Annotated in this window: 23 protein-coding genes; 9 read left to right on the top strand and 14 right to left on the bottom strand. The window is 69.2% G+C overall.

Annotated elements, in window-relative coordinates; genetic code table 11:
• Nucleotides 1-65: 65 nt before the first annotated feature.
• The 7 genes from KDK95_RS18075 to trxA all read right to left on the bottom strand — a co-directional run bounded on the left by KDK95_RS18075 (nt 66) and on the right by trxA (nt 7049).
• Complete coding sequence (locus KDK95_RS18075; RefSeq protein WP_212519368.1) at nt 66-320, bottom strand: transposase; 255 nt, start codon at nt 318-320, stop codon at nt 66-68.
• Between the two features lie 188 nt (nt 321-508).
• On the bottom strand, nt 509-1996 hold the full coding sequence (locus KDK95_RS18070) for a choice-of-anchor P family protein (protein ID WP_212519367.1): 1488 nt from the start codon (nt 1994-1996) through the stop codon (nt 509-511).
• 697 nt (nt 1997-2693) lie between these two features.
• Nucleotides 2694-3302 carry a cation efflux transmembrane domain-containing protein gene (locus tag KDK95_RS35920; RefSeq protein WP_212519366.1) on the bottom strand — a complete coding sequence of 203 codons (609 nt, stop codon included), beginning with the start codon at nt 3300-3302 and terminating at the stop codon, nt 2694-2696.
• 307 nt (nt 3303-3609) lie between these two features.
• Nucleotides 3610-4167, bottom strand: a complete 558-nt coding sequence (locus tag KDK95_RS18060; RefSeq protein WP_212519365.1) for a polysaccharide deacetylase family protein — start codon at nt 4165-4167, stop codon at nt 3610-3612.
• A 467-nt stretch (nt 4168-4634) separates the two neighbouring features.
• Entirely contained in the window at nt 4635-5531 is an 897-nt protein-coding gene (locus tag KDK95_RS18055; protein WP_212519364.1) for a universal stress protein, read from the bottom strand.
• A 370-nt stretch (nt 5532-5901) separates the two neighbouring features.
• Nucleotides 5902-6549, bottom strand: coding sequence for a PIG-L deacetylase family protein (locus KDK95_RS18050; RefSeq protein ID WP_212519363.1), 648 nt, complete (start codon nt 6547-6549; stop codon nt 5902-5904).
• Nucleotides 6550-6680: 131 nt separating this feature from the next.
• Nucleotides 6681-7049: a thioredoxin gene (trxA, locus tag KDK95_RS18045; RefSeq protein ID WP_372463345.1), complete on the bottom strand. Its 369-nt coding sequence runs from the start codon at nt 7047-7049 to the stop codon at nt 6681-6683.
• 159 nt (nt 7050-7208) lie between these two features.
• Between trxA and KDK95_RS18040 the strand changes: the two genes are divergently transcribed.
• The 6 genes from KDK95_RS18040 (at nt 7209) to KDK95_RS18015 (ending at nt 12720) form a co-directional block, all read left to right on the top strand.
• Complete coding sequence (locus tag KDK95_RS18040) at nt 7209-7454, top strand: hypothetical protein (protein ID WP_212519361.1); 246 nt, start codon at nt 7209-7211, stop codon at nt 7452-7454.
• Between the two features lie 77 nt (nt 7455-7531).
• Nucleotides 7532-7918: a carboxymuconolactone decarboxylase family protein gene (locus KDK95_RS18035; RefSeq protein ID WP_212519360.1), complete on the top strand. Its 387-nt coding sequence runs from the start codon at nt 7532-7534 to the stop codon at nt 7916-7918.
• Between the two features lie 63 nt (nt 7919-7981).
• Nucleotides 7982-9700, top strand: coding sequence for an aminotransferase class V-fold PLP-dependent enzyme (locus KDK95_RS18030; RefSeq protein ID WP_249161477.1), 1719 nt, complete (start codon nt 7982-7984; stop codon nt 9698-9700).
• A 21-nt stretch (nt 9701-9721) separates the two neighbouring features.
• Nucleotides 9722-10597 carry a prolipoprotein diacylglyceryl transferase gene (lgt, locus tag KDK95_RS18025; RefSeq protein WP_212519358.1) on the top strand — a complete coding sequence of 292 codons (876 nt, stop codon included), beginning with the start codon at nt 9722-9724 and terminating at the stop codon, nt 10595-10597.
• A gap of 440 nt (nt 10598-11037) precedes the next feature.
• Nucleotides 11038-12318, top strand: coding sequence for a glycosyltransferase 87 family protein (locus tag KDK95_RS18020; protein WP_212519357.1), 1281 nt, complete (start codon nt 11038-11040; stop codon nt 12316-12318).
• Between the two features lie 171 nt (nt 12319-12489).
• A complete protein-coding gene (locus KDK95_RS18015; RefSeq protein WP_212519356.1) occupies nt 12490-12720 on the top strand; it encodes a hypothetical protein in 231 nt (76 codons plus the stop codon).
• Nucleotides 12721-12752: 32 nt separating this feature from the next.
• Here the strand turns inward: KDK95_RS18015 and KDK95_RS18010 are convergent, their stop codons facing one another.
• The 5 genes from KDK95_RS18010 to KDK95_RS17990 form a co-directional block, all read right to left on the bottom strand.
• Nucleotides 12753-13517 (bottom strand): UTRA domain-containing protein, encoded by a 765-nt coding sequence (locus KDK95_RS18010; RefSeq protein WP_212519355.1) that lies wholly within the window; start codon nt 13515-13517, stop codon nt 12753-12755.
• Between the two features lie 8 nt (nt 13518-13525).
• Nucleotides 13526-14335: a phosphate ABC transporter permease PstA gene (gene pstA / locus KDK95_RS18005; RefSeq protein ID WP_372463344.1), complete on the bottom strand. Its 810-nt coding sequence runs from the start codon at nt 14333-14335 to the stop codon at nt 13526-13528.
• A 78-nt stretch (nt 14336-14413) separates the two neighbouring features.
• Nucleotides 14414-15481, bottom strand: a complete 1068-nt coding sequence (gene pstC / locus KDK95_RS18000; RefSeq protein ID WP_212519353.1) for a phosphate ABC transporter permease subunit PstC — start codon at nt 15479-15481, stop codon at nt 14414-14416.
• Nucleotides 15482-15485: 4 nt separating this feature from the next.
• Nucleotides 15486-16622, bottom strand: coding sequence for a phosphate ABC transporter substrate-binding protein PstS (gene pstS, locus KDK95_RS17995; protein ID WP_212519352.1), 1137 nt, complete (start codon nt 16620-16622; stop codon nt 15486-15488).
• Nucleotides 16623-16674: 52 nt separating this feature from the next.
• A complete protein-coding gene (locus KDK95_RS17990; protein ID WP_212519351.1) occupies nt 16675-17454 on the bottom strand; it encodes a phosphate ABC transporter ATP-binding protein in 780 nt (259 codons plus the stop codon).
• 271 nt (nt 17455-17725) lie between these two features.
• Between KDK95_RS17990 and KDK95_RS17985 the strand changes: the two genes are divergently transcribed.
• On the top strand, nt 17726-19222 hold the full coding sequence (locus tag KDK95_RS17985) for an MFS transporter (RefSeq protein ID WP_212519350.1): 1497 nt from the start codon (nt 17726-17728) through the stop codon (nt 19220-19222).
• A 4-nt stretch (nt 19223-19226) separates the two neighbouring features.
• On the opposite strand, the gene KDK95_RS17980 is transcribed toward KDK95_RS17985, so the two are convergent.
• Complete coding sequence (locus KDK95_RS17980) at nt 19227-19730, bottom strand: MarR family winged helix-turn-helix transcriptional regulator (protein WP_212519349.1); 504 nt, start codon at nt 19728-19730, stop codon at nt 19227-19229.
• A 211-nt stretch (nt 19731-19941) separates the two neighbouring features.
• Nucleotides 19942-21582 carry a phospholipase C gene (locus tag KDK95_RS17975; RefSeq protein ID WP_212519348.1) on the bottom strand — a complete coding sequence of 547 codons (1641 nt, stop codon included), beginning with the start codon at nt 21580-21582 and terminating at the stop codon, nt 19942-19944.
• A gap of 241 nt (nt 21583-21823) precedes the next feature.
• Here KDK95_RS17975 and KDK95_RS17970 point away from each other — a divergent pair, with 241 nt between their 5' ends.
• Both KDK95_RS17970 and KDK95_RS17965 read left to right on the top strand, forming a co-directional pair.
• On the top strand, nt 21824-22597 hold the full coding sequence (locus tag KDK95_RS17970; protein ID WP_212519347.1) for a hypothetical protein: 774 nt from the start codon (nt 21824-21826) through the stop codon (nt 22595-22597).
• Between the two features lie 1319 nt (nt 22598-23916).
• Nucleotides 23917-24282, top strand: coding sequence for a YidH family protein (locus KDK95_RS17965; RefSeq protein ID WP_212519346.1), 366 nt, complete (start codon nt 23917-23919; stop codon nt 24280-24282).
• The last annotated feature ends 5 nt before the right edge of the window (nt 24283-24287 follow it).

Below are 24287 nucleotides of genomic sequence, written 5' to 3'. Positions count from 1 at the left end.
GGTGGGCACGTAGGTGATGTCGCTGACGACCCTCATCCCGGGCCGGCGCGGCTTCTTTCAGGATGTCAATCACCTGGTGCTGCTCCCGCGCCCGGCGGCGCAGCGCCGCCAGCTCCTCGCGCTCGGCCGAGGTCCAACGAACCCGGCGTGCCGCCGTCGACGTCCATACGCGCCTGCTTGACCCAGCCGCGCAGCCCTTCCGGGCTCACCCCCAGCTCCCGGGCGATCTCGTTGGCCGTCCTGCCCGGCGAGGCGTTCACCAGCGCGACCGGGTCACGCTTGAACTCCGCCGTGTACTGATTCCCGTACGGATTGCTCACCTGGTTCCATTCTTCCCGGACCTACCGACCCATTATCCAGGTGTCCATATACATGGGAGAACGCCAGTTTCATGGTGCATCCCCCGACGACGGGCAGAGGCCCTTTGCGCACTGGTCGATCCTCGACTACGGGGCCGGGGATACACCCCGGCCCCGCCGCTTTCGAGAATCTTCCTCCAAGCTCCAGTTCAGCAGCCTGCGATATCGCTGGTCGACGAGGCGACGACGACGTTGAGCAGGCCGAGGGCGTCGATGTGCACGGCGTTCACCGTCAGGCCCTTGTCGGTACCGGTGACCGGGATCTGCTCGTTGAACGTGATCTTGACGCCGAGCACGTTCACGGTCGTGTTCGGTCCTGGGTGGAGGTTGACGTTCACGGGGATCCCGCCGACGGTCACCGACGCGATCGTCGCATCGCCGGTCGATCCGGAGCACGAGGTCTGCGACGAGGAGTCGACCGCGCCGATCTGGATCGCCGGAACACCGAGAGCATCGATGCCGACGTGCTGCACGGACGCCTTCGCCGTCGAGGTGCCCGGGTTGAGTGCGGTGGTCACGTCAGTGCACAGGGTGCCTGCGCTGACGAGGCCGGTGATGGTCACGACACACGGCGGTTGGACGTTCTCCGCGATGTCCGTCTTGACGTATCCGGTGTCCGGTGTCGCGGGGATCGAGGCGAGTCCGGAGGCTGAAAGTCCGTACGCTCGACCGGTCAGGTAGGACACCCAGTCGACCGTCACGGGACTCTGCGCGTTGATTACGCCGACGGCGTTGGTCACCGAGGCGTCGACCGTGTCCGTGCCCGCCTTACCGCTCGAATAGTCGAACGCTGCTACACCGCTGGCGTCGGTGAACGCTGTGCGGGTTTGCCCAGAGTTCGGGCCGGAGGGGATGGTGAAGTCGACGTTCGAGCCCTGCAGGCCCTGGCCGCAACTGTTCGCCAGGGTGGCGTCGACCGCGGCGGTGTCTCCGACCTGATGGGTCTGGGTCGCGGGAGCGAGCGTCAGCGTCGCGCCGTTGCAACTGGTGCCGATCTGCGACCACTGGGTTGACTCGTTGCCACCCGGCGGCGGGCAACTGGCGCGGTCGACCCCTCCGGTGTTGAGCACCTGGCCCGTGTCCTTGAAGCTCTCCGGAGAGCCGTCGATCGTGGCGTTGACGACAGGGATCACACCCGACTGATTGCAGTCGCCCGCCCAGTTCGCGCCGTTCGGGCCGATGTCCGACGTGTCGAAGTAGCCCTGGTCGGTGATGCAGCCGCCGACCGCGCCGCTGGCCGTCTGAGTGATGATCAGCTGCTGGCCGACCGCGAGCGTGGCGTCGGGCCACATCGCGAAGGTGCAGGTGCTCAGCGAGACCGAGATCGACGAGATGGTCTGCGGCGTGGTCGAGTCGTTGACGAAACGCACCGCGCCGGCATCGAAGGTGCACGAGCCGGTGCAGCCCTCGAACGTGACACCGGACGAGCCGGACCACGGCGTCGGGAAGTCGCCCGCGTCCGCGCGCAGGTTGTCGGCATAGCCGACGTAGACCTGCAGGCCCGCGCCGGAGGCCGCGGCCGGGGCGGCTTCGGCCACGGCGACGACGAACCCGGCCAGCCCGAGCGCGAACGCGATGAGCGCCGCCAGCCACCGCGGCACCGCCGGCGGGGTGGTTGTAGCTGAGCGTCTGATCACAGCATGCCCTCCTGAAGCTCTATGCCATCTCTGCAACGGACCGAAGACGGTCCGTGATCAACGTAGGCAGGACGACCTACAGGCGGCAGGTGGGATTGCAGGGGCGAAGGAAGCCCGTGCGGGTGGGCACGGCCACCCGCGAGCGCCGCGTACACGCTTTCGAAGGCGGCCACCGATGGTGAGCAGGGCCCGGCCCTGGTCGCCGGCAGGACCCGCGGATGCAACAGGTCGAACCCGGCGCGAGAATGCCTCGGCCGCGCCCCGGTTCGCCTCGGCCTTCTCCCGCGCACGCCAGACGGCCCCGGAGAACCTCCTCCGCCGGCCGCCCGCCCTCCCGAGCTTGTCGAGTCGCGGATTTGCATTGCTGCCCGATCGGCTGTCCGAGGGCGCGATGTATCTCGAACTCACAGGAGGAACCTGGAACAGCCGCGGTGCCGCTTACCGCTGCCGACACGGATTCCACCCCGGGGGAACGCGGCCGCTCTCGCGAGACCGTCAGTCGCTCCGACCCGGCAGGCTGGGCGAATGCGGCTACTGCGCCAGCCACAAAACCGCTATTTCTGGAGCCTGCGCCCACGCCTGCTCCCGTACCCGCTGGCAGCAGCCGACGAATGCATCGGGGCATCGAGCCTGCTCACGCGGGAGCAAGGCAACGCCGACTGAAGCCGACCTTCACTCGATCCGATACCCGGGGCGTTCAACCGTCGTGGTGGCCGGAGAAGATCTCCCGGGTTTCGCGCAGTGCGTAGTAGACGAGGACGTATCCGGCGAGTGGGTCCGCCCACCACCATCCGGCGGCGGCGTTGAGGATCAGCCCGAGCAGGACGGCCGAGGCGAGGATCCCGTCGACGAGGGTGACTCTGCCCTCGGTCTTGAGGACCGGGTTGTCCAGGGCGGCGCCGGTGTGAGCCTTGCCGTAGGCGAGGGCGAACATCGCCGCCGCCGTGATCGCGGTCCAGGCGATGCCCAGCGGGGAGTGGCGCGGGTGGAATCCGGCGGCCAGGACCCACGTCGACTGGACCAGCAGATAAAGCGCGAGAGCGGTGAAGCCCGCCCCGATGAGCCGGAGTGCGGTGCGCTGGCGCTGCTCGCCGGTGCCGGAGAGCTCCCAGACCACCACGGTCGAAGCGCCGATCTCGATGAGCGAGTCCAGCCCGAACCCGGCCAGGGCCACCGACCGCGCGCCGAGTGCGGCGAAGGCGAGCACGACGATCCCCACGACGTTCCAGCCCAGGGTGGTGTACTCCAGCAGGAATCCTCGGCGCAGCAGCGCGGGGCGGTCAGGTACGGCGCTCGTCTCGGTCACGGTCGGCCAGTCTGCCAGAGCCGGCGCGGTCGGCCCACGGTCGCAATCAACGGTCGGGTGTTGCGGCGTTGAATTCCTGGATCCGGTTGTGCGGACTGGGCGGAAACCGACCGTGATCCGCCTGCGTCACCACACGTCGGAGAGGGATGGAGCCTTCCCGAAAAGAGTCAACGGCGTATCGTCGTCCGGCGTTCCACATCGGCGCGGCCAGAGCAGGCCTGTCGGCCGATCCTTGCCGCGTGCCGGACCCCGGCAGGATTGAAAACGCGTCGTCGGCCGTGCCAGGACCGACGACGCGCCGCGTGCTTCACATGGCGGCGAAGGTGAATCCCTTGTCCAGCAGCTTCGGTATGTAGATCTTCAGCGCGGCGACGGTGCGGGACCGGTCGCCGCCCCCGTCATGGTCGAGGATGATGTCGTGCGCCTTGGTGTGGGTCAGCACGTTGCTGACGATCTCTTCGGTGGTGACGCGGGGTTGATCCCAGTCGCGCGGGTCCACCGTCCAGTCGACCGGTCGCAGTCCGCGCGCGGCGCATGCCCGGTAGACCACCGGCCCCCAGTTACCGCCCGGCGCCCTGAAGATCGTCGGGTGCTGCCCGGCCTCGGCTAGGGCGTCGTTGCATCTATCGATCTGCGCGCATACCTGGGCGTAGGTGCGGTGGGGAAGGTGCTCGTCGTGGTTCCAGGTGTGGTTGGTGATGGTGTGCCCGGCGGCTGCCACCTCGCGCACCAGGGAGAGGTTCGGGCCGACCTGCTGGCCGATCATGTTGAACGTCGCGGTGATTCCGTAGTGCGCCAGGACCGCGAGGACCTGCGGGGTGTAGACGGGGTGGGGGCCGTCGTCGAGGCTGAGCGCGATCGCCATCGGCCCGGCGTCATCAATGTAGTACTGCGGGGCGGTCGCAACGACACTAGCCGGAGGGAGTGATCCTGACGCCGACGCAGAGGGATGAGCCGATGGCGCGCCGCTGGCCGCCGCCGAGGTCGAAGGCGACGAGGCAATGCCGGAGGGCGTGGCACTCGACGCGGCCGGGCCCGACTCCAATGATGCAGGGTGGCTGGCGCTCCGGCCTCCTTCCATGGCGGCGGCAGCGGCGGCCACCCCCGAGCCCAGCAGCGTCAGACCGCCCGCGGCGAAAAGCACTCGACGTCTGGTGGGCCGTGCGGGCCCCTGTACCGAATCGGCGCCGGGCTCAGTCGCGCCCGGGCGCTCGTACGCTTGCGTCTGCGACTCGGGATCAGCCGAAGGACGCCACCACTGGTTCTCCTCGCTACTCACACCCATGACGACGCCCGCCCCCGGCGTATGGTTGACTCGATTTCAGAAAGTCTTCAGTTGGCGCGGAAGGGCGAGACAAGCGGTCTGGCCGAGGTCTCAGCGGGGCGCACGACGGCGACGGGGCACGCCGAGTTGTGCAGCAGGTAGTGGCTGACAGAGCCGATGGCCAGTCCGCGGAACCCGCCGTGGAGGCGGGAGCCGAGCACGAGCAGGTCGGCCCGCGCCGAGGCGGCGGTCAGAGCCTCGATCGGGGTGGTGCGTACCTGCACGTCGATGACGGCATCGACCTCGGGATAGTGTTCGCGTAACGCGCTGATCTGCTCCTCCACCACGCCCTCGTACCCGCGTGCGACCACTTTCGGATCTGGATCAAACAGCAGCGGCGGCTTGGGCGGATAAGGCATCTTCCACACGTACATCACCTGGAGCCGGGCCCTGCGCCTCGAGGCCTCCTCGAAGGCGTAGTCCAGCGAGGCGCTTGAACTTCTCGACAGGTCCGTGCCGACGACGATGCGGTGGTTGCCGTCCACGGCGCGGTTGACGATGACGACCGGGCTCGCCGCGTAGCCGACCGTCTGAAGGCTGACTGAACCGAGCGCCAGGTTGCCCAGTGCGCTGCCCTTGGCACCGAGCACGATCGCCCGCGCCTTCTCGGCTTCGTCGAGAAACACTTTCGCCGGCGCCACGCCGTACGGCAGTGCCGAGCTCACTTCGAGTCCTGGGTATTCCTCGCGGACGAACTCCGCGGCCTCGGCGACGATGCGCCGACCTCGTTTGCGCGCCTCCTCGAAGCGGCCGGGCGGGAAGAAGGGAATGTCCTCCACCCAGCGCGGCAGCACGTGCACGATCTTCAGCGGGCAGTCATGCACGTCGGCGGTTCGCGCGGCCCACTCGAGGGCGTGCAGGCTGCGCCGCGAGCCGTCCACACCGATCACGATCGGCCTCGTCATAGCGGCCTCCTCACGATCTCATGCCACTGGTGTCACTCTGATCGTCGATCGGTCCTCGCCCCGCGAACAGGGTCATCGGCCCCGGCGGACCCGGGCCGATGGTCGCGAATACGCAAACACCAGGGGGTGTGTGAGCTGGCTTGACGAGCGCTCCCCTTGGTCGACCAGAACGAACATGTGCCAACGCGCCACGTGCAAGAACTGCGGCAAGGCCACCTACCGCGGCTGCGGGCAACCACGTCGAACAGGTCCTCGCGGGCGTACCGCGCTCCCAGCGGTGCCAGTACGCCCCCCGCGAACGCGGCGCCGGCGGCGGGCTGCTCGCACGACTGCTCGGATCCCGCAAGGCCTGACAGCGCGGCCGAGTCCGCTACCGCGGCGCGCTCACCGGATCGTGCGTGCCCGGGGCCTTTAGCCACCGCAGATGCTCGCACTCGCCCTGTAGTTGCAGGCGTCGCCAGAACACCGCGGTGGGCGAGACCTGGCTCGCGTGCGCGAGCGCGGCGCGGCGTTGCATGGTTCGCCGTACCCGCACACAGATGTCGAACTGCTCGGGCGAGCGCCCGGCGAACGGCGCGCCGGTCTCGCCGCGCAGCGTATCGGCGACGACCGACGGCAGTCCCCAGGCCAGGATCGGCAGACCCGTGTCCGCGAGCACAGCGGCGCGGGTCGCCGCCTGGTGGTCCAGGTGCCCGGTCACTCCGGACTCGTCGAAGACCAGCAGCGCATCGGGACGATGCGCCGCCACCTCGCGCGTGACCTCCACTACCGGGTCGGTGACGGGCGCCTGGGCGAGGTGCCCGTCGGCGAACTCCAGCATGGTGACCGATCGCACGCCCAGTGCGCGAGCCGCGTCGCGCAGTTCCTTCTCGCGCACCGTGGAGAGGTCCCCGCCCTCGCCGAGGGTCGAGGCCTCGCCATGGGTGAAGCAGAGCACGTGGACCCGCGTGCCCTGCCCGACCAGGTGGCTGATGACCGCGCCGAGGCCGAAGGTCTCGTCGTCGGGGTGGGCCACCACGACCAGGACGGCACCCTATCGCGGCAGCGACCCTCGGCGTCGGCCCGCATCGCCTACCGTCTGATGACGCGGTGGCCGGCGTTGTGCGTCCGCATCGACCTCGGACATGACGGCTCCCGCACCTTGGCTGCCTACGCCTCGCGCTGCGCGGCGATCTTGCCGCGCACTTCGTCCATGTCCAGGGCGCGCGCCTTGCCGATCAACTCGTCGAGCGCGGCCTCGGGCAGCGCACCCGGCTGCGCGTAGACGACGATCCCGTCGCGCACGATCACCAGCGTCGGGATCGAGGTGATCTCGAACGCGCCGGCCAGCTCCGGCTGCGCCTCGGTGTCGACCTTCCCGAACACGAGATCCGGGTTGCGCCGCGCTGCGCGCTCGAAGATCGGTGCGAACATCCGGCACGGCCCGCACCACGACGCCCAGAAGTCCACCAGTACCATCCCGTCGCCGCCGACCTTCTCGTCGAAGTTCTCCTTCGTCAACTCCACCGTGTGCTTCACATCGCTGCCGCTCATGACAGTTCCTTCCGCTCGACCAGATACCCCATGGGGTATATCGCCGGGCTCGGGCGGTCTATTCCCGAGCCCGGAGGGAATGCGCAAAGCCGGGGCGGCGTTGTCCGAGATACCCCACGGGGTATCTATGGGAGGAGGCGCGTGATGACGGACATCGTGCGCACCGTGTGCGGCCGGGAGTTCATGGTCGGAGATCTCTGCCTGGAGCACCTCGCCCATCCGGCGGCCCGCGTATCGCTGAGGACCCAACGGCTCCGGCAAGACCGTGACGAGCTCTGGGCCAGCTTCACACCTCTGGAAGCACGCCGCCTCGCGGAGCTGCTGATCGCCCACGCCGACGCGGCGGACGATGCCGCGGCCGCGCCACGTGACCGCCGACTGGCACGGTGAGGGCCGAAAGGCCCAGGACAAGGCCCGTATGACCGTTCATCATCGATTAACCAGTTCACGCTTGTAAGGAGCGAATCATGAGCAACTATGGATCCGACGTGCGCGATGCGCTGCGCGAACCCACGCGCGAGCTGCGTCGTGCGATCCCGGAGGTCTACGCCGGCTACAAGCAGCTGCACGACTCCGCGCTCGCCGAGGGCGCAGTGGACGTGAAGACGAAGGAGCTGATCGCGCTGGCGATCGCCGTCACCCGCGAGTGCGACGGCTGCATCGCCGCACACGCGCACGCCGCGGTGCAGCACGGCGTCACCGCGCAGGAGGCGGCCGAGGCCATCGGCGTGGCGATCCTGATGAACGGCGGTCCCGGCACCGTCTACGGTCCGCGTGCCTTCGCCGCGGTCCGCGAGTTCCTCGAGTCGGACGGCGTCGTGCCAGTAGGCGCAGCGGAACACGCCCATCACTGACGCCATGCGCGCTCCGTGTGAAGCTTCTTACGCGTGGGTGACACCGGACGTATCGTGGACGACATGTCCTGCGGTTCACCGAACTCGCCGCTGATCGACCGGATACGCTCCGGGCTGATTGGCGACGGCGCGGTGCTCGACGGGCCGTTGGGACCGCGCCGCGTGGTCTACGCCGACTACACCGCCTCGGGCCGCTCGCTCGATTTCATCGAGGAGTTCATCCGGGACCAGGTCCTGCCGCGCTACGCCAACACGCACACCGAGAGCTCGAGCACCGGACGCGCCACGACGCATCTGCGCGAGCAGTCGCGGCGGATCATCTGGGAGGCGGTCGGCGGCACCGGTGACCATCTGGTGATCTTCACCGGTTCCGGGGCGACCGGCGCGGTCAACAAGCTGGTCGGGATCCTCGAGCTGCGGCTGCCCGCCGCGCTCGCCGACCGCTACCAGCTGGAAGCGGGCATTCCGCCTGACGAGCGCCCGGTCGTGTTCGTCGGCCCCTACGAGCACCACTCGAACGAACTGCCCTGGCGCGAATCGATCGCCGAGGTCGTGGTCGTACCCGAGGACCGCGACGGACACATCGACCAGGCCTTCCTCGCCGAACGGCTCACGCACTACGCCGACCGTCCGCTGCGCATCGGCAGCTTCTCCGCCGCCTCCAACGTCACCGGCGTGGTCACCGACGCCGACGCCATCGCGGCGCTGCTGCACGCGCACGGCGCCCTGTCGTTCTGGGACTACGCCGCAGCCGGGCCGTACGTGCCGATCCGGATGCGCGAATCGGCGCCAGGCCGCGGCGACCACAAGGACGCGATCTTCCTGTCCCCGCACAAGTTCCCTGGCGGACCGCAGACCCCCGGTGTGCTGGTGGTGCACCGCGATCTCGTGCGCAACCGGGTGCCGACGGTTCCCGGCGGAGGCACGGTGCTGTTCGTCGACCCGCTCGGGCACCGCTACCTCGACGACCCGGTCGCCCGCGAGGAGGGCGGCACCCCGGCGATCGTCGAATCCATCCGCGCCGGCCTCGTCTTCGCTCTCAAGCAAGCCGTCGGCATCGATCTCATCCAGGCTCGCGAGGAGCAGCTGTGGGGCGAGGCGATCACGCGGTGGAACGCCAATCCGCGCATCGAGATCCTCGGCAACCCGCGGGCCCGGCGACTGTCCATCGTCTCCTTCCGGCTGCGCGCACCGCAGCTGGGCAAGTTCCTGCACCACAACTTCGTCGTCGCTGTCCTCAGCGACCTGTTCGGCATCCAGGCCCGCGGCGGCTGCTCGTGCGCCGGACCCTACGGCCACCGGCTACTGGCCATCGACGCAGAACACTCGCACGCCTTCGAGCACGAGATCAGCCTCGGCTGCGAGGGCATCAAACCCGGCTGGGTCCGGATCAACTTCAACTACTTCATCACCGACACCGTCCGCGACTACCTGATCGACGCCGTCGACCTGCTCGCCCGGCACGGACACCGGCTGCTCCCGGCCTACCGGTTCGACCCGGCCACCGGCCTGTGGCAGCATCGCGAGCCCGCGTCCGCCCCTAGCCTCGACCTCACCGACGTGCGCTTCACCCCGCAGGGCATCTCCTCGCCCGTCTCGCCCCCGGCCACCGCCGACGAGCACGTCCTGCCCGAGCAACTCGACGTCGCGCGCCGACTGATCGAGGCCCTCCCGGACACCGCGGCAGACGGGCCGAACGGCCTACCCGCCGAATTCGAGACGTTGCGCTGGTTCCCGCTACCCGCCCGGTGCCTCGAGGCCTCCGAGACGAGCACCGGCTGAAGCACGGCTATGCTTCCGAATATGTTGCACACCGAAATACCGTCGCCGAGTGTGAACGGGTTCCACCTCGGACCGCTGTTCATCCACGCCTACGCGATCGCGTACATCGTGGGCATCGCACTCGCGGTCCTCCTCGGCCGGCGCCGCTGGGCCGCCACCGGCGGCGACCCGGCACTGGTGGAGGAGATGGCGATCTGGGGCGTGCCCGCAGGCCTGATCGGCGGCCGGATCTACTTCGATGTCACCACCCCCGCCGCCATCCCCCACGTCTGGTACGGGGTGCTCGCCATGTGGGACGGCGGCATGGGCATCTGGGGCGGCGTGGCCCTCGCCGTACCCGTGTGCATCTGGCGGCTGCGCCGCCACGGCGCGAGCGTGCCGCTGATGATGGACGCTCTCGCCCCCTGCATCCTCATGGCCCAGGGCATCGGCCGGATCGGCAACTACTTCAACCAGGAACTGTTCGGCAAGCCCACCACGCTGCCCTGGGGCCTGGAGATCGCCCCGCAGTACCGGCCGCCCGGCTACGCCCAGTACACCACCTTCCAGCCCTCCTTCCTGTACGAACTGATCTGGGACTTCGCCTTCGCCCTGCTGCTAATCCAGCTCGAACGCACCGGCAGACTGCGCCCCGGCGGCCTCTTCCCGCTCTACGTCGCCGGATACTCCGCCTACCGCATCTTCGAAGAAACCATCCGCATCGACTACTCCCAGCACATCCTCGGGCTACGCCTCAACTTCTACATCGCCACCGCCCTCACCCTCGCCGGCCTCGCCTGGTTCGCGATCAACCAATGGCGGCCACGACGCGATCAGGACGCGGATCCCACCGAGCCTTCTGCGGATCGGGGGGTCCTCGACGCTCAGGAACCCGGGAAGGCACACGGTGATCGCTAGCCTCGGCGTGACGATGCCTCCCGCTCTGCCCTGGCGAACCAGCGTGTCTTCCGGGCTTGGATCCGTATCGCCTTCACTCCGTTGGCGCCCGGTGTGCCCGTCCGCCGATTCACGCCGCCGCCCGCTGCCGGGCTCGTCGCCCATGGCGCATCACCCGGCTGGCGTAGCGGCGCACGTGTCTGCGTGAGCGAAGGCAGCACGCCCAGGCAGCGCGCACCGGCCTCAATGCCCCCAGCGCCCTCCACGCTCACGCACCACGTCGTCCTGGCACGTGGATCGTGCTCCAATGATCCGCTCTCGACTATGCTCGGTGTCTCGGCCACCGAAATATTTGCCTACCACCGAATCGCGGGGAGCGGATGCATGGCTACGCCCGACACGATGGATCGGTCGCGGACCGCAAACCCGGCCGAGCGCCTGAACAGGCCCGAGGGCCGAGGGTGGTGCTGAGCGAAACCGCCCTCGGCCCGGCACGCCGACACCGTGCCGCGCTCACCTCGCTGGCCCTCGTGGTGTTCCTGGCGAGTCTGCTCACCTACCAGCACGGCTCGTTCAACCTCAGTGTCTACCGCCTAGACCTGAACGTCTACCGCGTCGGTGCGAAAGCGTGGATGCACGGCCGCGCGCTCTACGGTCCGCTGCCGCCGATCGCCAACGGCATGCGCGAGCCGTTCACCTACCCGCCGATCTCAGCGGTGGTGATGGCCCCTCTGGCGCTGGTGTCGAACACGGTCGCGGGCGTGCTGATGACCGCAGTGAGCCTGAGCCTGCTCCTGTGCGTTCTCGCGCTCTTCCTGCGCGCTGCGAAGCTGGCCACCGGACGCGGCTCGTGGAAGCTGGCCGTCGCCGCACTGCCGTTCGCGGTCCTCATCGAGCCGATACGCTCGACGCTCGCCTACGGCCAGATCAATATCGTGCTCATGGCGCTGGTGAGCCTGGACATCCTGCTCCCGGGCACGTGGTTCACCGTGGACGGGCGCACGATCGGCTGGCCGCGCGGCGCACTGACCGGCGTCGCCGCGGCGCTCAAACTCACCCCGCTCGTGTTCCTGCTCTACTTCATCGCACGCGGCGACTGGCGTGGCGCGGCGAGCCTGACCGGTACCTTCCTGGCCGTCACGGCGATCGGCTTCGCGGTCAGCCCGACCAACTCCCTGCGCTACTGGACCTCCACCGTCTTCCATACCGGCCGGATCGGCACCCCCTACCTCGCCGCCAACCAGTCGATCACCGGAGTCCTCTGCCGGGCGCACCTGACCGGGACGGCAGAAACAGCCCTCTGGTTCGCCGCGAGCGCGCTCGTCGCCGTGGCCGCCTTGATCGCCCTGCGGACGGCCTTCAAGCAGGGCAGTCCCGTCACCGGGCTTGCGCTCACCGCGTGCGCCGAACTGCTCGTCTCCCCCATCTCCTGGTCGCACCACTGGGTTTGGGCCGCCCCCGTACTCGTGTGCGCGCTCGTCAGGGGCTGGCGGCTGCGAGCTTCCTCAGGACTGCGATACCTGCTCGTCACCGCCTGCGTCACCGCCGTGTTCCTCGCCGAACCGCAGATCTGGTTCCCGCACTCGGGCAACCGCGAACTCGGCTGGGCGCTGTGGGAGCAGGTCGTCGGTAGCAGCTACGTCTGGGTGGCCATCACGATTCTGGCCTTCTACGCCGTGCGCAGAAGGCAAGCCGGCGCCTGCGCACGGCTACGGGCTGCGAGTCGCCGCCGACGGCTCTGATCGCCGGCGCGCCTGGGTCCGTGCCGGCTCGTCGTTATCTGATCTCCGTTCGCCCCCGACTGCGGTAGCGCAAGGTATGGGCGGGCGGTCGTACACCGGGCGCATCACACAGACCACGTACATAGGGCATGCGCTTAGCCGCGAGGTGGACAACCCGCGTTCCCGCCGGGCGTGTGGCTCGACGAGCGACTGACGCCCGGCTTGCGGGCCGTGCAAACCCGGTTCCGGGCGCGGGCACCTGCAGACTTCCTGGTGCCGTCCGGTGCCGCTAATGCGGGCACCATCGGCACGGCAGCCGATTGGCTGCTCCGGTTCTTGCGTCATCCGGCACCGGACCTGCACATCCCGTTGTCCGGCGCATCGATCCTCGACGATGCCGACACTACAACTCAAAATGCATAGAGTACCAACAAGCTTAACTTCGTTGTCTGAGTTTAACCGCGGGAGTTGAGTACGGTGTCTTGCTGGAGGGTGACGCGGTAGTGCGCGGGGTGCAGCCAGGAGGTGGTCACCGCGATGGGCTGGCGGCCTCGGGCGAGTTCGAGCAGTTCCCGGTGGTCGATGGCGGGTGTCCCGGGTTCGAGGCCGAGGGCGTGGGCGGCCTCGGTGGTCGCCGGGCGTATCTGGGCACTGACGGCCGCGGTGCGCACGGTCAGCCCGTGGCGGGCGAACACTTCCGGGGGCGAGGCCGCGAGCCAGGGGCGGCGCGGCAGGATCGCGCCGGTGGCCGGATGCAGGATGGTGGCGGTGTGGGCGGCCAGGGCGCCGTCGAAGGTGAGCAGGCGGTGGATGACCGTCAACGTGGTGCCCTCCGGGACCTCGAGGGCGCGCGCGATCCACGGGATGACCCGTTCGTGGGAGCGCCGGTAGGTGGCGCATTCGAGTTCGGCGCCGATCTCGCGCCGTTCGATGCGTACGCAACTGCCCGAGGCGCGCATGTCGACGTGGCTCTCGCCCCTGCGGACATTGCCCTTGGTCCGGGAGTCGAGGAGTTGGTGGTCGACCAGGTGGCGCAGGGCCGCTTCCGCGTCCTTTTCGGAGGCGCGGAAGCGGCGGGCGATCTGCGGGGCCGTGAGCAGGTAGCTGCCGGGCGCGTGGGCCTGGGCGTAGGCGGCGATCAACTCCACCAGTCCGGACTGCCGGTAGGTCAGTTTCCGCTGTGGCCAGGGGTCCTCAGGTCGGTCGTGGGCCGCGGTCACGTGCGGTCCTATTCGGCGTGGCGGCGGGCGCGGGCCACGATCAGGCGGCCGGCCAGGATCAGCAGCAGTACGAACACGAGCAGCAGCAGCGCGGCGTCGTACGAGAGGTCCTGGGCGGTGGTCGACGGCTGGTTGTAGAAGGTCCAGATCGGATAGGTGAGGTAGCCGACTGGGGAGGAGGTCAGTTGCCCGGTGGGCATGGTGTCGGACCATCCGGCGGTGTACAGCAGCGGCGCGGTCTCGCCGATAGAGATCGCGACCGCCACGAGCAGGCCGGTGACGATGCCGGGCAGGGCGGATTTGAGCAGGATGCGGCGCACGATCCACCCCGAGGGGGCGCCGAGGGCTTCGGCGCCTTCGCGGTAGGAGGTCGGCACCTGGGCGAGGGCGGCCTCGGTGGCCTTGGCGATGTACGGGATCGCCATCACCGAGAGCACCAGGACGCCGGCGAGCAGGGAGAAGCCCCAGTGGAACTGGACGACCAGGGCGATGTACCCGACGTAGCCGAGCACGATCGAGGGGATGCCGGAGAGCACCTCGTAGGCTCCGCGCAGCACGCCGCGGGCACGGCGGGGGGCGAATTCGGACAGGTACACGCCGGTCAGCACGCTGATGGTGCCGGCGATCACGAGAACGCCCGCGGCGATCACGAAGGTGCCGACGATCGCGTTGGCCAGTCCCCCGCCGTTGCCCTGGGTGCTGGTGGTCAGCACGGAGAAGCGGAAGACGGGGGCGGCTCTGGCGATCACGCCGATCAGCAGCCACAGCGTGGGGGCCGCGACCAGGGCCAGGGCGAGGAAGCAGCCGGTCCAGAACACGAGGTTCGCCGCGCGCCGGCGCCGGGATGCGCGCGAGGCGCGTCCTGCCCGAGTGCGGTCGGTGGGCTGGGTCACGGGTCAGATTCCCCTTCCTACCGGCAGCGCGGTGCCCGAGGTGCGCCGGACCAGGATGCGCGCGGCGATGTTGGCCGCCAGGGTGATCACCATCAGGACGAGTCCGGCCTCGGCGAGGGTGCGCACGGCGAAGCCGGTGGCGTCCGTCAGGGCGGAGTCGAGCTGGGAGACGATCGTGGCGGAGATGGTGGACATGGTGGCGTAGAGGTTGGTCGGCAGGGTTCCGGTGACCGCCCCCGAGACCATCGCTATCGCCATGGTCTCGCCGAGGGCGCGACCGAGGCCGAGGACTACGGCGCCGATGATGCCGGAGCGGATCCACGGGAGTGTCACCTTGCGCGCGGTTTCCCATTCGCTCATGCCGAGGGCGAGCGCGCCTTCGCGCGGGAGCAGCGGGACCTGGCGCAGCAGGTCGCGGGTGGTGGCCGCGACGATCGGGATGATCATCACGGCGAGGATGAGACCCGAGGTCAGCAGTCCCTCGCCGTAGCCGGTGGGGCCGCGGAAGAAGTTCAGGACCGGCACGTTGGGCATGTGGTTGGCGAGGATCGGGGCGATGTCGCGGGCGATGAACGGCCCGAAGGTCAGCGCGCCCCACAGGCCGATGATGACGCTGGGGATCCCGGCGAGCAGTTCCAGCAGCATGCCGACCGCGTCGGCGACCCGGCGGGGCAGCCGTTCGACGATCACCAGCGCCGCGCCGATGGAGACCGGAACGGCGACGATCATCGCGATCAGGGAGCTGGCGAGGGTGCCGACGATCAGCGGCCAGACGCTGTAGTCGGCGCCGGGCGGGTGCGCGACGCCGTTCGTGGTGACGCCGTCGGCGTAGAAGTTGCCGGGCCGCCAGGCCGTGCCGGTGAAAAAGCCCCAGCCGTTGTATTCGATGGCGGGCAGCGCCTGGGCGAGCAGCACGGCGAGCACGAAGATCAGCGCCAGCAGCGGGATCGAGGAGCCGGCCGCGCCGACGCCGCGCAGCAGCCGCGAGGCCGCCGCGCGGCGCCGGGCCCGGGGAACGGGCGGCACGGCTGCCGCCCGCTCGGGCGCCGACGGGGTGGTCGGTGCGGGCATCGGATCAGCCCGTGATCTTCGCGAGCTGGTCGTCGGAGAGCTTGACGATCGCCGCCGGCAGCGGCTGGAAGTCGACCTGGTCCAGGTAGCTGCTCGCGTTGCCCGCGGTCAGCGCCCAGCCGAGGAAGGCCTGCAGCGCGGTGGCCGTGGTCGCGCTGGACTGCTTGCTGTTGACGATCGCGTACTCGTAGTTGATGATCGGGTAGCCCTGCGGGGCCGGGCCGTCGATCATCGAGAGCGTCTCGTTCGCCGGGGTCTGCGCGGTCATCGCCGAGGCCTCGGCCCCGATCGTGGTGGCGGTCGGCAGTTCGTAGTTGCCGGAGGCGTTGGCGATCTCCGCCTCGCCCAAGTGCTTGGACTGGGTCTGCTTCAGGTAGCTGATGCCGATGTAGGCGACGCAGCCCGGGGTGGCCGCGCAGCCGGAGACCATGCCGCCGTTGCCGTTCTCGGCCAGCGCTCCGGCCACGGCCGGGAAGCTGACGGTGGTGCCGTAGCTGATCGAGTTGCCCCAGCCGCTCGCGTCCTGCTTCGAGAGGTACTGGGTGAACAGGAATGTGTCACCGGAGCCGTCCGAGCGGTGCACCGGCACGATCTTGAGGTTCGGCAGCTTCGCGCCCGGGTTGACCGCGGCGATCTGCGGAGCGTCCCAGTTGGTGATCTTGCCCTGGTAGATCTCGGACAGCAGCATGCCGTTGAGCTTGAGCGTGCCGGAGAAGTTCGGGATGTTGTAATTGATCTGCTGCGCGGAGATCGCCAGCGGGATGTTCAGCAGGCTCGGGGTCTTGGCGACCTGGCCCGAGGACAGGTACGCGTCGGAGGCGCCGATGTTGACGGCGCCGGCGGAGGCCTGCGAGATACCGGTGCCCGAACCGGTGCCCTGCGCCGTGATCGTCACGTTCGAGTACTGCGTGTGGTAGGCCGGGTCCCAGAGGTTGAACAGCGGGTAGAGCAGGGTGCTGCCGGTCTCGGCCAGGGAGACCTGGCCCGCCGGCGGCGCGGTCGGCAGCGCCGCGGCCGAGCCGGTGGCCGCCGCGGCGCTGGTCGTGGAGGTGGTCGCGGTGGTCGAGCTGTTGCCGCAGCCGGCCTGGGTGAGCGCCGATACGGCTATCAGGGCAGCGGGAGCGAGGACTTTCAGACGCACGGGAGCGGTCTCCTTGCTGGATAAGGGTTCGTAAGCGGACTGGTGGTGCGCGCTAGCCGAGGGCGCTGGCGATGTACCGGGCGGTCTCGGCCTCGGCCGGAGAGTCGAAGAGCCGGGCGGTCGGACCGTGCTCGACCAGGTGCCCGTCGTGGAAGAACGCGGTGTGGTCGGCCACCCGCTTGGCCTGGCCGAGGTTGTGGGTGACGATCACGACCGTCAGCTCAGGCGCGAGGGAGCGGATCAGCGCCTCGATCGCCTCAGTGCTGACCGGGTCGAGCGAGGAGGTCGGCTCATCCAGCAGCAGCACCTCCGGCTCGACCGCGAGGGCGCGGGCCAGGCACAGCAGCTGCTGCTGGCCGCCCGAGAGCCGGAACGGCGACTCGCCGAGGCGGTCTTTGACCGCCCCCCACAAGCCGACCTGCTCCAGACGCCGCTGCGCGATCGCGGACAGCTCACGGCGCGGGGCCATCTTGTGCGCGCGCACTCCGGCGACCACGTTCTGCGCGATCGACATCGGGAAAGGGTTCGGGCGCTGGAAGAGCATCCCGACCCTGCGGCGCAGGTCCATCAAATCGCCGCGCTGGCCGTAGATGCTCTCACCCTCGAGCAGCACCTGCCCCTCGCGGCGGAAACCCGGGATCTTGTCGTTCATCCGGTTCAGCGAGCGCAGGAACGTGCTCTTACCCGATCCGGTCGGCCCGAGCAGCGCGAAGATCCCGCCGCGCTCGATGCGCAGGCTCACCGAGCGCAGCACCGTCACCGCGCCGAACCCGAGCGAGAGCTCGATCGACTCGAGTGCGGGCCGTACGCCGTCGGGGACGGACCCGGTCATCGCGCGCCCCTCGGTATGGCGCCAAGATCCATCTCATTCCAATCATTTCGGGAACCGTAAGTTTCGCTAGAACCTTAGATCCAGCCTGGTGAGGCCTGGGCAGCGGCATGGTGACGCGTAAGTGAATACTGCCTTGCGCGCTAATGGCGTCGTCCTGCCCGGCAGCCGGATGACGTATGTTGGCACCATGTTCACCGCGCGTCGCCAAGAGTTTCGTGAACCAAGCATCTCTGCCTGGCGTCATAGTGAGCAGGACCGAAGCGAGGACGTGATGAGCCGAAGCGAGAACGACAGCGCCGTCCTGTCCCGTGTCGAGCCGCGCGCGTGGCCGCGACTACTGGTGACGGAACGGCCGAGGCCCGAAGTGGTGCGCACACATCCCGCGGGATGGCGCTTGGCGGTGGCCACGGTGTGCTTCGGCGCGTTCATGGGACAGCTCGACGCCTCCGTGGTCACCCTCGCCTACCCCGCTCTGCGCACCGAGTTCCACTCCTCGCTCGCCGCCGTCGAGTGGGTCTCCCTCGCCTACCTGCTCGCCCTCGCCGCCCTGCTCGTCCCGGTCGGGCGCCTCTCGGACGCGCACGGCAGGAAGCTGATGTACCTCTACGGCTTCCTGGTGTTCACCGCGGCATCGGCGGCCTGCGGCCTTGCCCCGGACTTGCCGGTCCTGATCGCGATGCGCGCGGTGCAAGCGGCGGGCGCGGCGTTGCTGCAGGCCAACAGCGTCGCCCTGGTCACCACCAGCGCACCGCCCGGGCGGATGCGCGCGGCCCTCGGCATGCAGGCCGGCGCCCAGGCCCTCGGCCTCGCGCTCGGTCCGACGCTCGGCGGCCTGATCGTCACGGCCGTCGGCTGGCGCTGGATCTTCCTGGTCAACGTCCCGATCGGACTGATCGCCCTGCCCGCCGGGCACTACCTGCTCCCCCGCACCCGCACCCGGATGCCGACCGGCGACTTCGACCGGACAGGCCTGGCGCTGCTGGCCACGGCGAGTAGCGCGCTGCTGCTCGGAATCTCCGCGATCTCCGGGCTCGATCTGCCGGTCTGGGCGCTGGTGTGCTGCTTCACCGCGGCCGTCGCCGCAGCGGCCGGATTCGCGCACCATCTGCGCACGGCGTCCGACCCGCTCGTCGACCCGATGCTGCTGCGCCGGCGCCGCATATCCACGGGGCTGGCCGGGGCGTTGGGCGGCTACCTGGTGCTGTTCGGGCCGCTGGTTCTCGTCCCGGTCGTGCTCACCGCCCGCGGCGCGTCGCTCACCGCGGCGGGTCTCGCCGGCAGCGCGCTGCCGGTCGGATTCGCCGTCGCGGCATTGGCGGCCGAACGTGTGCTGCCGGCGGCGCTCTCCGATCGCGGCCGGGCGCTGCTCGGTGCGGGAATCGCGTGCGCGGGACTGTGCGCGCTCGCCGCCGTGCCGCCGACCCCGCTCGTGGTACCCGGTGCGCTGGCGGTGGCCGGGCTCGGGCTCGGGGTCTTCATGCCCGCGAACAACGCCCTGGTCATGTCCGCCATACCCGTCTCGGCGGCCGGGACCGGCGGAGGACTGGTGAACATGACCCGGGCCCTGGGCACCGCACTGGGCGTGGCGCTGGTCACCCTCGCCCTGCACGCGGCGGGTTCGGCCGACCGCGTGCTCGGCAACCGTCTCGCCGGCGGGTTGCTCGCGCTCGCCGCGCTTGCGACCTGGGCTGTGACCGCGCTCCAGCCATCCGGGCCGCAGGGCACGCCGACAGCCGTCGAGGCTCGCGGCGCGAGCTTCGAATGCTGATGGGTCAGGAGGTGGCGGCCTGCTCGTCGGACTGCTGGTCGCTCAGGTACTCCACCAGTTGCCCGAGCGCCGGAAGCGCCGCGGCGATCGCGTAGCGTTCGACGACGCCGAGCCTGTCCAGGGCGGCGGCGATCCGCCGCTCGTGCGCACTGGTCCACTCGGCCAGTTGCGCGGAGCCCGCCTCGGTCAGCTCCACCACCGACATCCGCCGGTCCTTGGGATCGGTGCCGCGCTCGACGAGCCCCGCGGTCATCAGCTGACCGATCAGGCCGCTGACGGTGGACGGAGACAGCCGCAGCCGGTTCGCGAGGTCACCGACGCGGGCCGGGGCGACCTCCTGCAGCAGTTGCATCACCTCGACCTGCGCCATCGGCAGCGCCTCCCACGGATAGTCCGTGCGGATGCTGCTGCGCAGCACCCGGCGCAGCCGGGCGACCGTGTCCGTCAGGGCACGCGCATCCCCCGGCTGAGCGGCGGAGCGTGCGGAGGCGGGCTGAGCTGCAGTCATGCACGTACTCTACCGGCACGAACGCCCCGGCGGTCGAGCGCCGCGAGCCCCCGAGCCGACACGGCTGCCCGGGCGGCAGCCCGCGATTGCACGCGTCGGCGGCCGGCCCCCTCCACGACCTGGGAGAAGCCCGACCGCCGACGCGCTCCGAGGGCAGCGCGTGACCAGCGCACCCAGCGCCCGTGGAGTCCCGTCCACGCCGAAACGCGTGTCAGTCGCGCAGCACGGCACCCGAGGTCGGGCTGAGCAGGATCCGGCGCGCGCTGCGCTTGCCGAAGTCGAAGAACGGGTCGAGCGACCCGGCGACCTGGTCGAAGGAACCCGAGATGGTGCCGGTGCTCCAGTTCTGCTCGACGAACGCCAGGATCGAACTCTGGTCGGTCACCGAGTGGTTGACGTAGTTCGTCTTGGCATACGGGGAGATCACCAGTAGCGGGATCCGCGGGCCGTAGCCGCAGCGGTCCTGCTCCCCGGCCAGCGGAGTGCGGGCGGTCGAGTTGCACGTCCCGGTGCCGTCGAGCGCGTCCATGGCCGGGTCGGAGGAGGAGTTGACGTTCGGCGGGGCCTGGTGGTCGTACCAGCCGTCCGAGTCGTCGTAGGTGATGTAGATCGCGGTCGAACTCCAGTACTTCGAGGACTCGATCGTGTTGACCAGGTTGACCACGCCGGCCTGCTCGTCGATCGGGTCGGAGTACCCGGCGTGCCCGTCCTGGTATCCGGCCTGCTTGACGAACGAGACCGACGGCAGGTTGCCGTCCTTGAGCGAGTCGTAGAAGTACGACAGGTCGTACTGGTGGTTGGCCTGCCCGTTGTGGCCGACCTCGGCCTCGTTCTTCGGGGCGACGTGGTGCGGGTTGGCCGTGGAAGCGTAGTACTGGAACGGCTCGTGGTGTGCGATGTAGTCGCTGATCGACGCGCCGCCGACGTTGGTGTGCGACGCGCCGCACACGGCCTTCGCACTCGCGGTCGCCTTCGCGGTCGGGGCGAACCCGCCCTCGAACCAGCCCCAGGTCACGTGCTTGGCGTTGAGCAGGTCGCCGACGTTCGTACCGGACATCTTCAGCTGGTCGCCGGCCTTGGAGCAGTCGTCGTAGTACGGGTCCATGTCCCGGATGTCCGTGCCGACGCCGGAGGAGTTCGGGGAGGCGACGGTCGAGGCGTCGATGACCGTCTTGCCGGTGGCGGAGTCGATGATCTGAGCGCCGTAGGTCTGACCGGAGATCAGGTTGAGCGCGCCCGGGGTGGACGGGCCGTAGACCGAGCCGTAGTTGTCATCGCTCATCGCGTAGTGCTGCGCGTAGTTCCACAGGCCGGTGACGGTGTTGCCGTCGTAGTAGTCCATCACCAGGCCGGGCAGGCCGGTGTCCGGCGAGGAGCAGTTGGCCACACCCGTGTACTGCGGGAACTTGTCGGCCAGGCCCTTGTCGTAGGCCTTTTGCTCCGGCGTCATGTCGTGGTCCTGGTCGCAGGTCAGCGCCTGGGACGGGTTCAGCCGGGTCGGGTTGGCCCCGTTCGGGTTGTTCTCCAGGAGACCAGGCGTCAGGCCGTTGACGGCCGGGGTGTTCGCGGCGGCGCGGAACGTGGTGCCGTCGGTGTTCGCCGCGTTCGGGTAGGTGCCGAAGTAGTGGTCGAACGAGACGTTCTCGTCGTAGATCACCACCACGTGCTGGATCGGCGTCGCGGTACCGAGGTGCGCGCCGGTGAGCATGACCGAAGCCCCCGACGATTCGGGGGCGACCGTGCCGGCATTCTGCGAGCCGAAGCTGGGTTGGGCGACCGCGAAGGACAGGCCGAGCGCGACCGCACCGGCCGCGGCGGTTACCGCCGCGCGCCGCTTGGTCTTGGGGTGCATCAGGGATTCCCTCCGGAAACTGAAGCCATGGCAGACGAAATGCTTGGCTTCCAAAGTTATCGGCGCCGCTAGGGCCGGTGCGGCGAATGGGAACTGACGGGTGGGTGAACATCGTCGGGAAGAGCACCCCAACGGCTGATGCCAGGGCTCCGAACCTTTCGGGAACCGAGATGCCTTGCTGGATGTCTATCGAGTAGACGGCTCGTGGAGCGCGAGCACAGATGGCATGGGGAGCGAAGGAATGTCAGGTCTCAGCGACGTTCTGAAGAACGAGTACACCGGGAAGCTGTTGGACCTCACGGGTGTGCGCAAGCCGCCGTTCGTGCCGGATCTGAACACGAAGCACTACCGTGCCCCGCTGGTGGAGGCCGGCGGCGGTTACGTGCAGCTGAAGAAGTACGCGGGTCCGGAGATCCCCGCCTCGGAATGGGAGTCGCTGGAGTACACCACGTACAAGAGCGACCCGTTCACCTTCTTCGCTCCGATCACCTCGCCGACCGGCAAGATCGAGATGATCGGCGCCGCCGAGGTGGGCAAGGAGGAGCTGGAGTGCGTGCCGACGCCGAACGCGGAGAAGTGCCCGACGATCATGGCGTGGCTGGACTCGATCGGCGCGAACTACGGCCGGGTGCAGCTGCTGCGGATGAAGCCGAACACGATCCGCGAGGCGCGCTGGGGCCTGCACCAGGACAACAACAACATGAAGAACCCGGACTCGAACGGCTGGATCGTGCGGGTGTGGCACGAGTTCACCAACGACGCGACCTCGCGGCTGCTGGTGCGCTCGGAGCGGTTCAACAAGAAGACCGAGTACCAGATCCCGCTTCCGGCCGGTCAGCAGGCCGTGGTCGACTCGGAGCGGCTCTGGCACGGCGGCGCGCACTCGGGCACGCACACCCGGTACGCGCTGATCGCGAGCTTCGAGTCGAGCCCCGCGCTCAACGACTGGATCCAGGCCCAAGTTCCGCAGTTCGGCATCGCGCAGTGGCCAGGGTCGGACGAACGCGCCCAGTGAGCCGATCGCGTGCGAGAACGCGGTGATCTGCGGCGCCAGCCCGGTCGAGGCGAGGTAGAAGCCGAAGAGCGCGGCGGTGAGCAGATGCAGGACCTTGAGCACCAGGCAGACGCACAGGATGCCGAGTCCGAGGACGACTGAGACCGAAGAGTCCATGTGGGCACGCCGGTTGTGCAGACTTTGAAGGTCGGCGCCGCGGCGCCGGATGGATGAACACCGCCGCGGCGCCGACCGGCTCACGGGTCAGGACACTCCTCGGCCAGTGCCGGCGAGGCCGCGGCCGCGAGGGTCAGCGCGGCACGGCCGCCCGGGATGCGGCCTTGGCGGCTGCCGCGGTCCTGGTCCTGGTCATCGGTCTTCCTCTGGGGCGCCGGAGCGCCCGTGGGTCGTACTCCGACGCCCATCGCCTCGTCGCCTATTCATATCGCCTCTTAGCCTCTATGGATAGCTTGGCAGCCTAAATGCTTGGTATGCGACACGATTGAGTGATGGCGTCGGTAGCGTACGTGGAGGGTGCCCGCAGGCTGAACACGCTCGATGGTCCGCGCGGTGCGGCCGTCCGCACCGCTTCATCGAGCATCCGCGACACCAGGGCGGCGACCAATCCTCCCGGCACGTCCATCCTCTCCGGCATATGCTCAGCCATACGCCTCCCCTCCCTCCCCGGCCCCCGGTACACCGAACGGTGCCATCCGCATGCTACGGCGAACCGCGCACCGCGACGATTACTCGAACTGCCCGACAAGCGCGGACGCAGACACCGTAGTCGCCTGAGCGCCGATCCCTACGTCATCGATCGGGGACCACGGCCTCGGCCAGGCGGATTGCCGCAAGGCCCGGTTGTGCGGGAAGAGCCGCCGGAGGTCTCCGCGGCTTCGAACACCCGAACAAGTGCAGCGAGATGCATCGCGACGTATCCGTGGAAGGCGCTCGATTCGGCGCTCGAGCCGACGATGCAGTCAGCGGGCAGCACGGAGTCGGAGAAGGCGAACGTCAACTCCCCGAGCCGAGTCGCGACGTACTCGCGGAAGGCGGCCTGGTCATCCCCTGCCGAGAAGGTGTGTCCAGCCAGCGCTCCCCTTCCGAAGAGCCATTCCGGTCGCCGCGCGCAGCAGCGAATACTATATCGGTTACAGAAATACTTGCCTACCATCGGATCTGGGAGGCCAGGGGCCGCGGGGCCCCGGCTCCTGAAACCCGCGCCCGCTCCCCGGTTCGGGTGATCTTCGACGCTCAGTGGTCCGAACGCCAGCCCCGCGATCGCTAGCATCGGCGGCGCGAAACGCCGCAAAGTCGGCGCTATGGGAAAGGTGCGGTCCATGCAGGGCGTGTTTTCCGGTACCCGGCACAAGCTCGAGGCCACCGAGGTCGATTACCGCTATGTCCTGGCCAACGAGCGCACGTTCCTGGCCTGGGTCCGCACCGCACTCGCACTGCTGGCCGCGGGTGTGGCCGTGCGGCAGCTCGCACTGCCTTTCGGGCTGCGCCATGGCAGGGGTCTTTTGTCAGACCTCTGCCTCGGCCTCGCCGTGGCACTCGTGGTGCTCGCCTACCAGCGTTGGCGTGCCTCCCACCACGCGATGGTGAAGGCCGCTCCGCTGCCCCCCGCCGGAGTCGTCGGGCTCCTGACATTAGGGATGCTGGCGATCGCGATGCTCGCCACGGTGCTGATGGTGCTGCGATGACGCGT

Origin of the sequence: Actinospica acidithermotolerans, assembly GCF_018139625.1 — a bacterium.
Taxonomy (GTDB): Bacteria; Actinomycetota; Actinomycetes; order Streptomycetales; family Catenulisporaceae; genus Actinospica; species Actinospica acidithermotolerans.
This window is presented reverse-complemented; position numbering and strand designations above follow the sequence as displayed.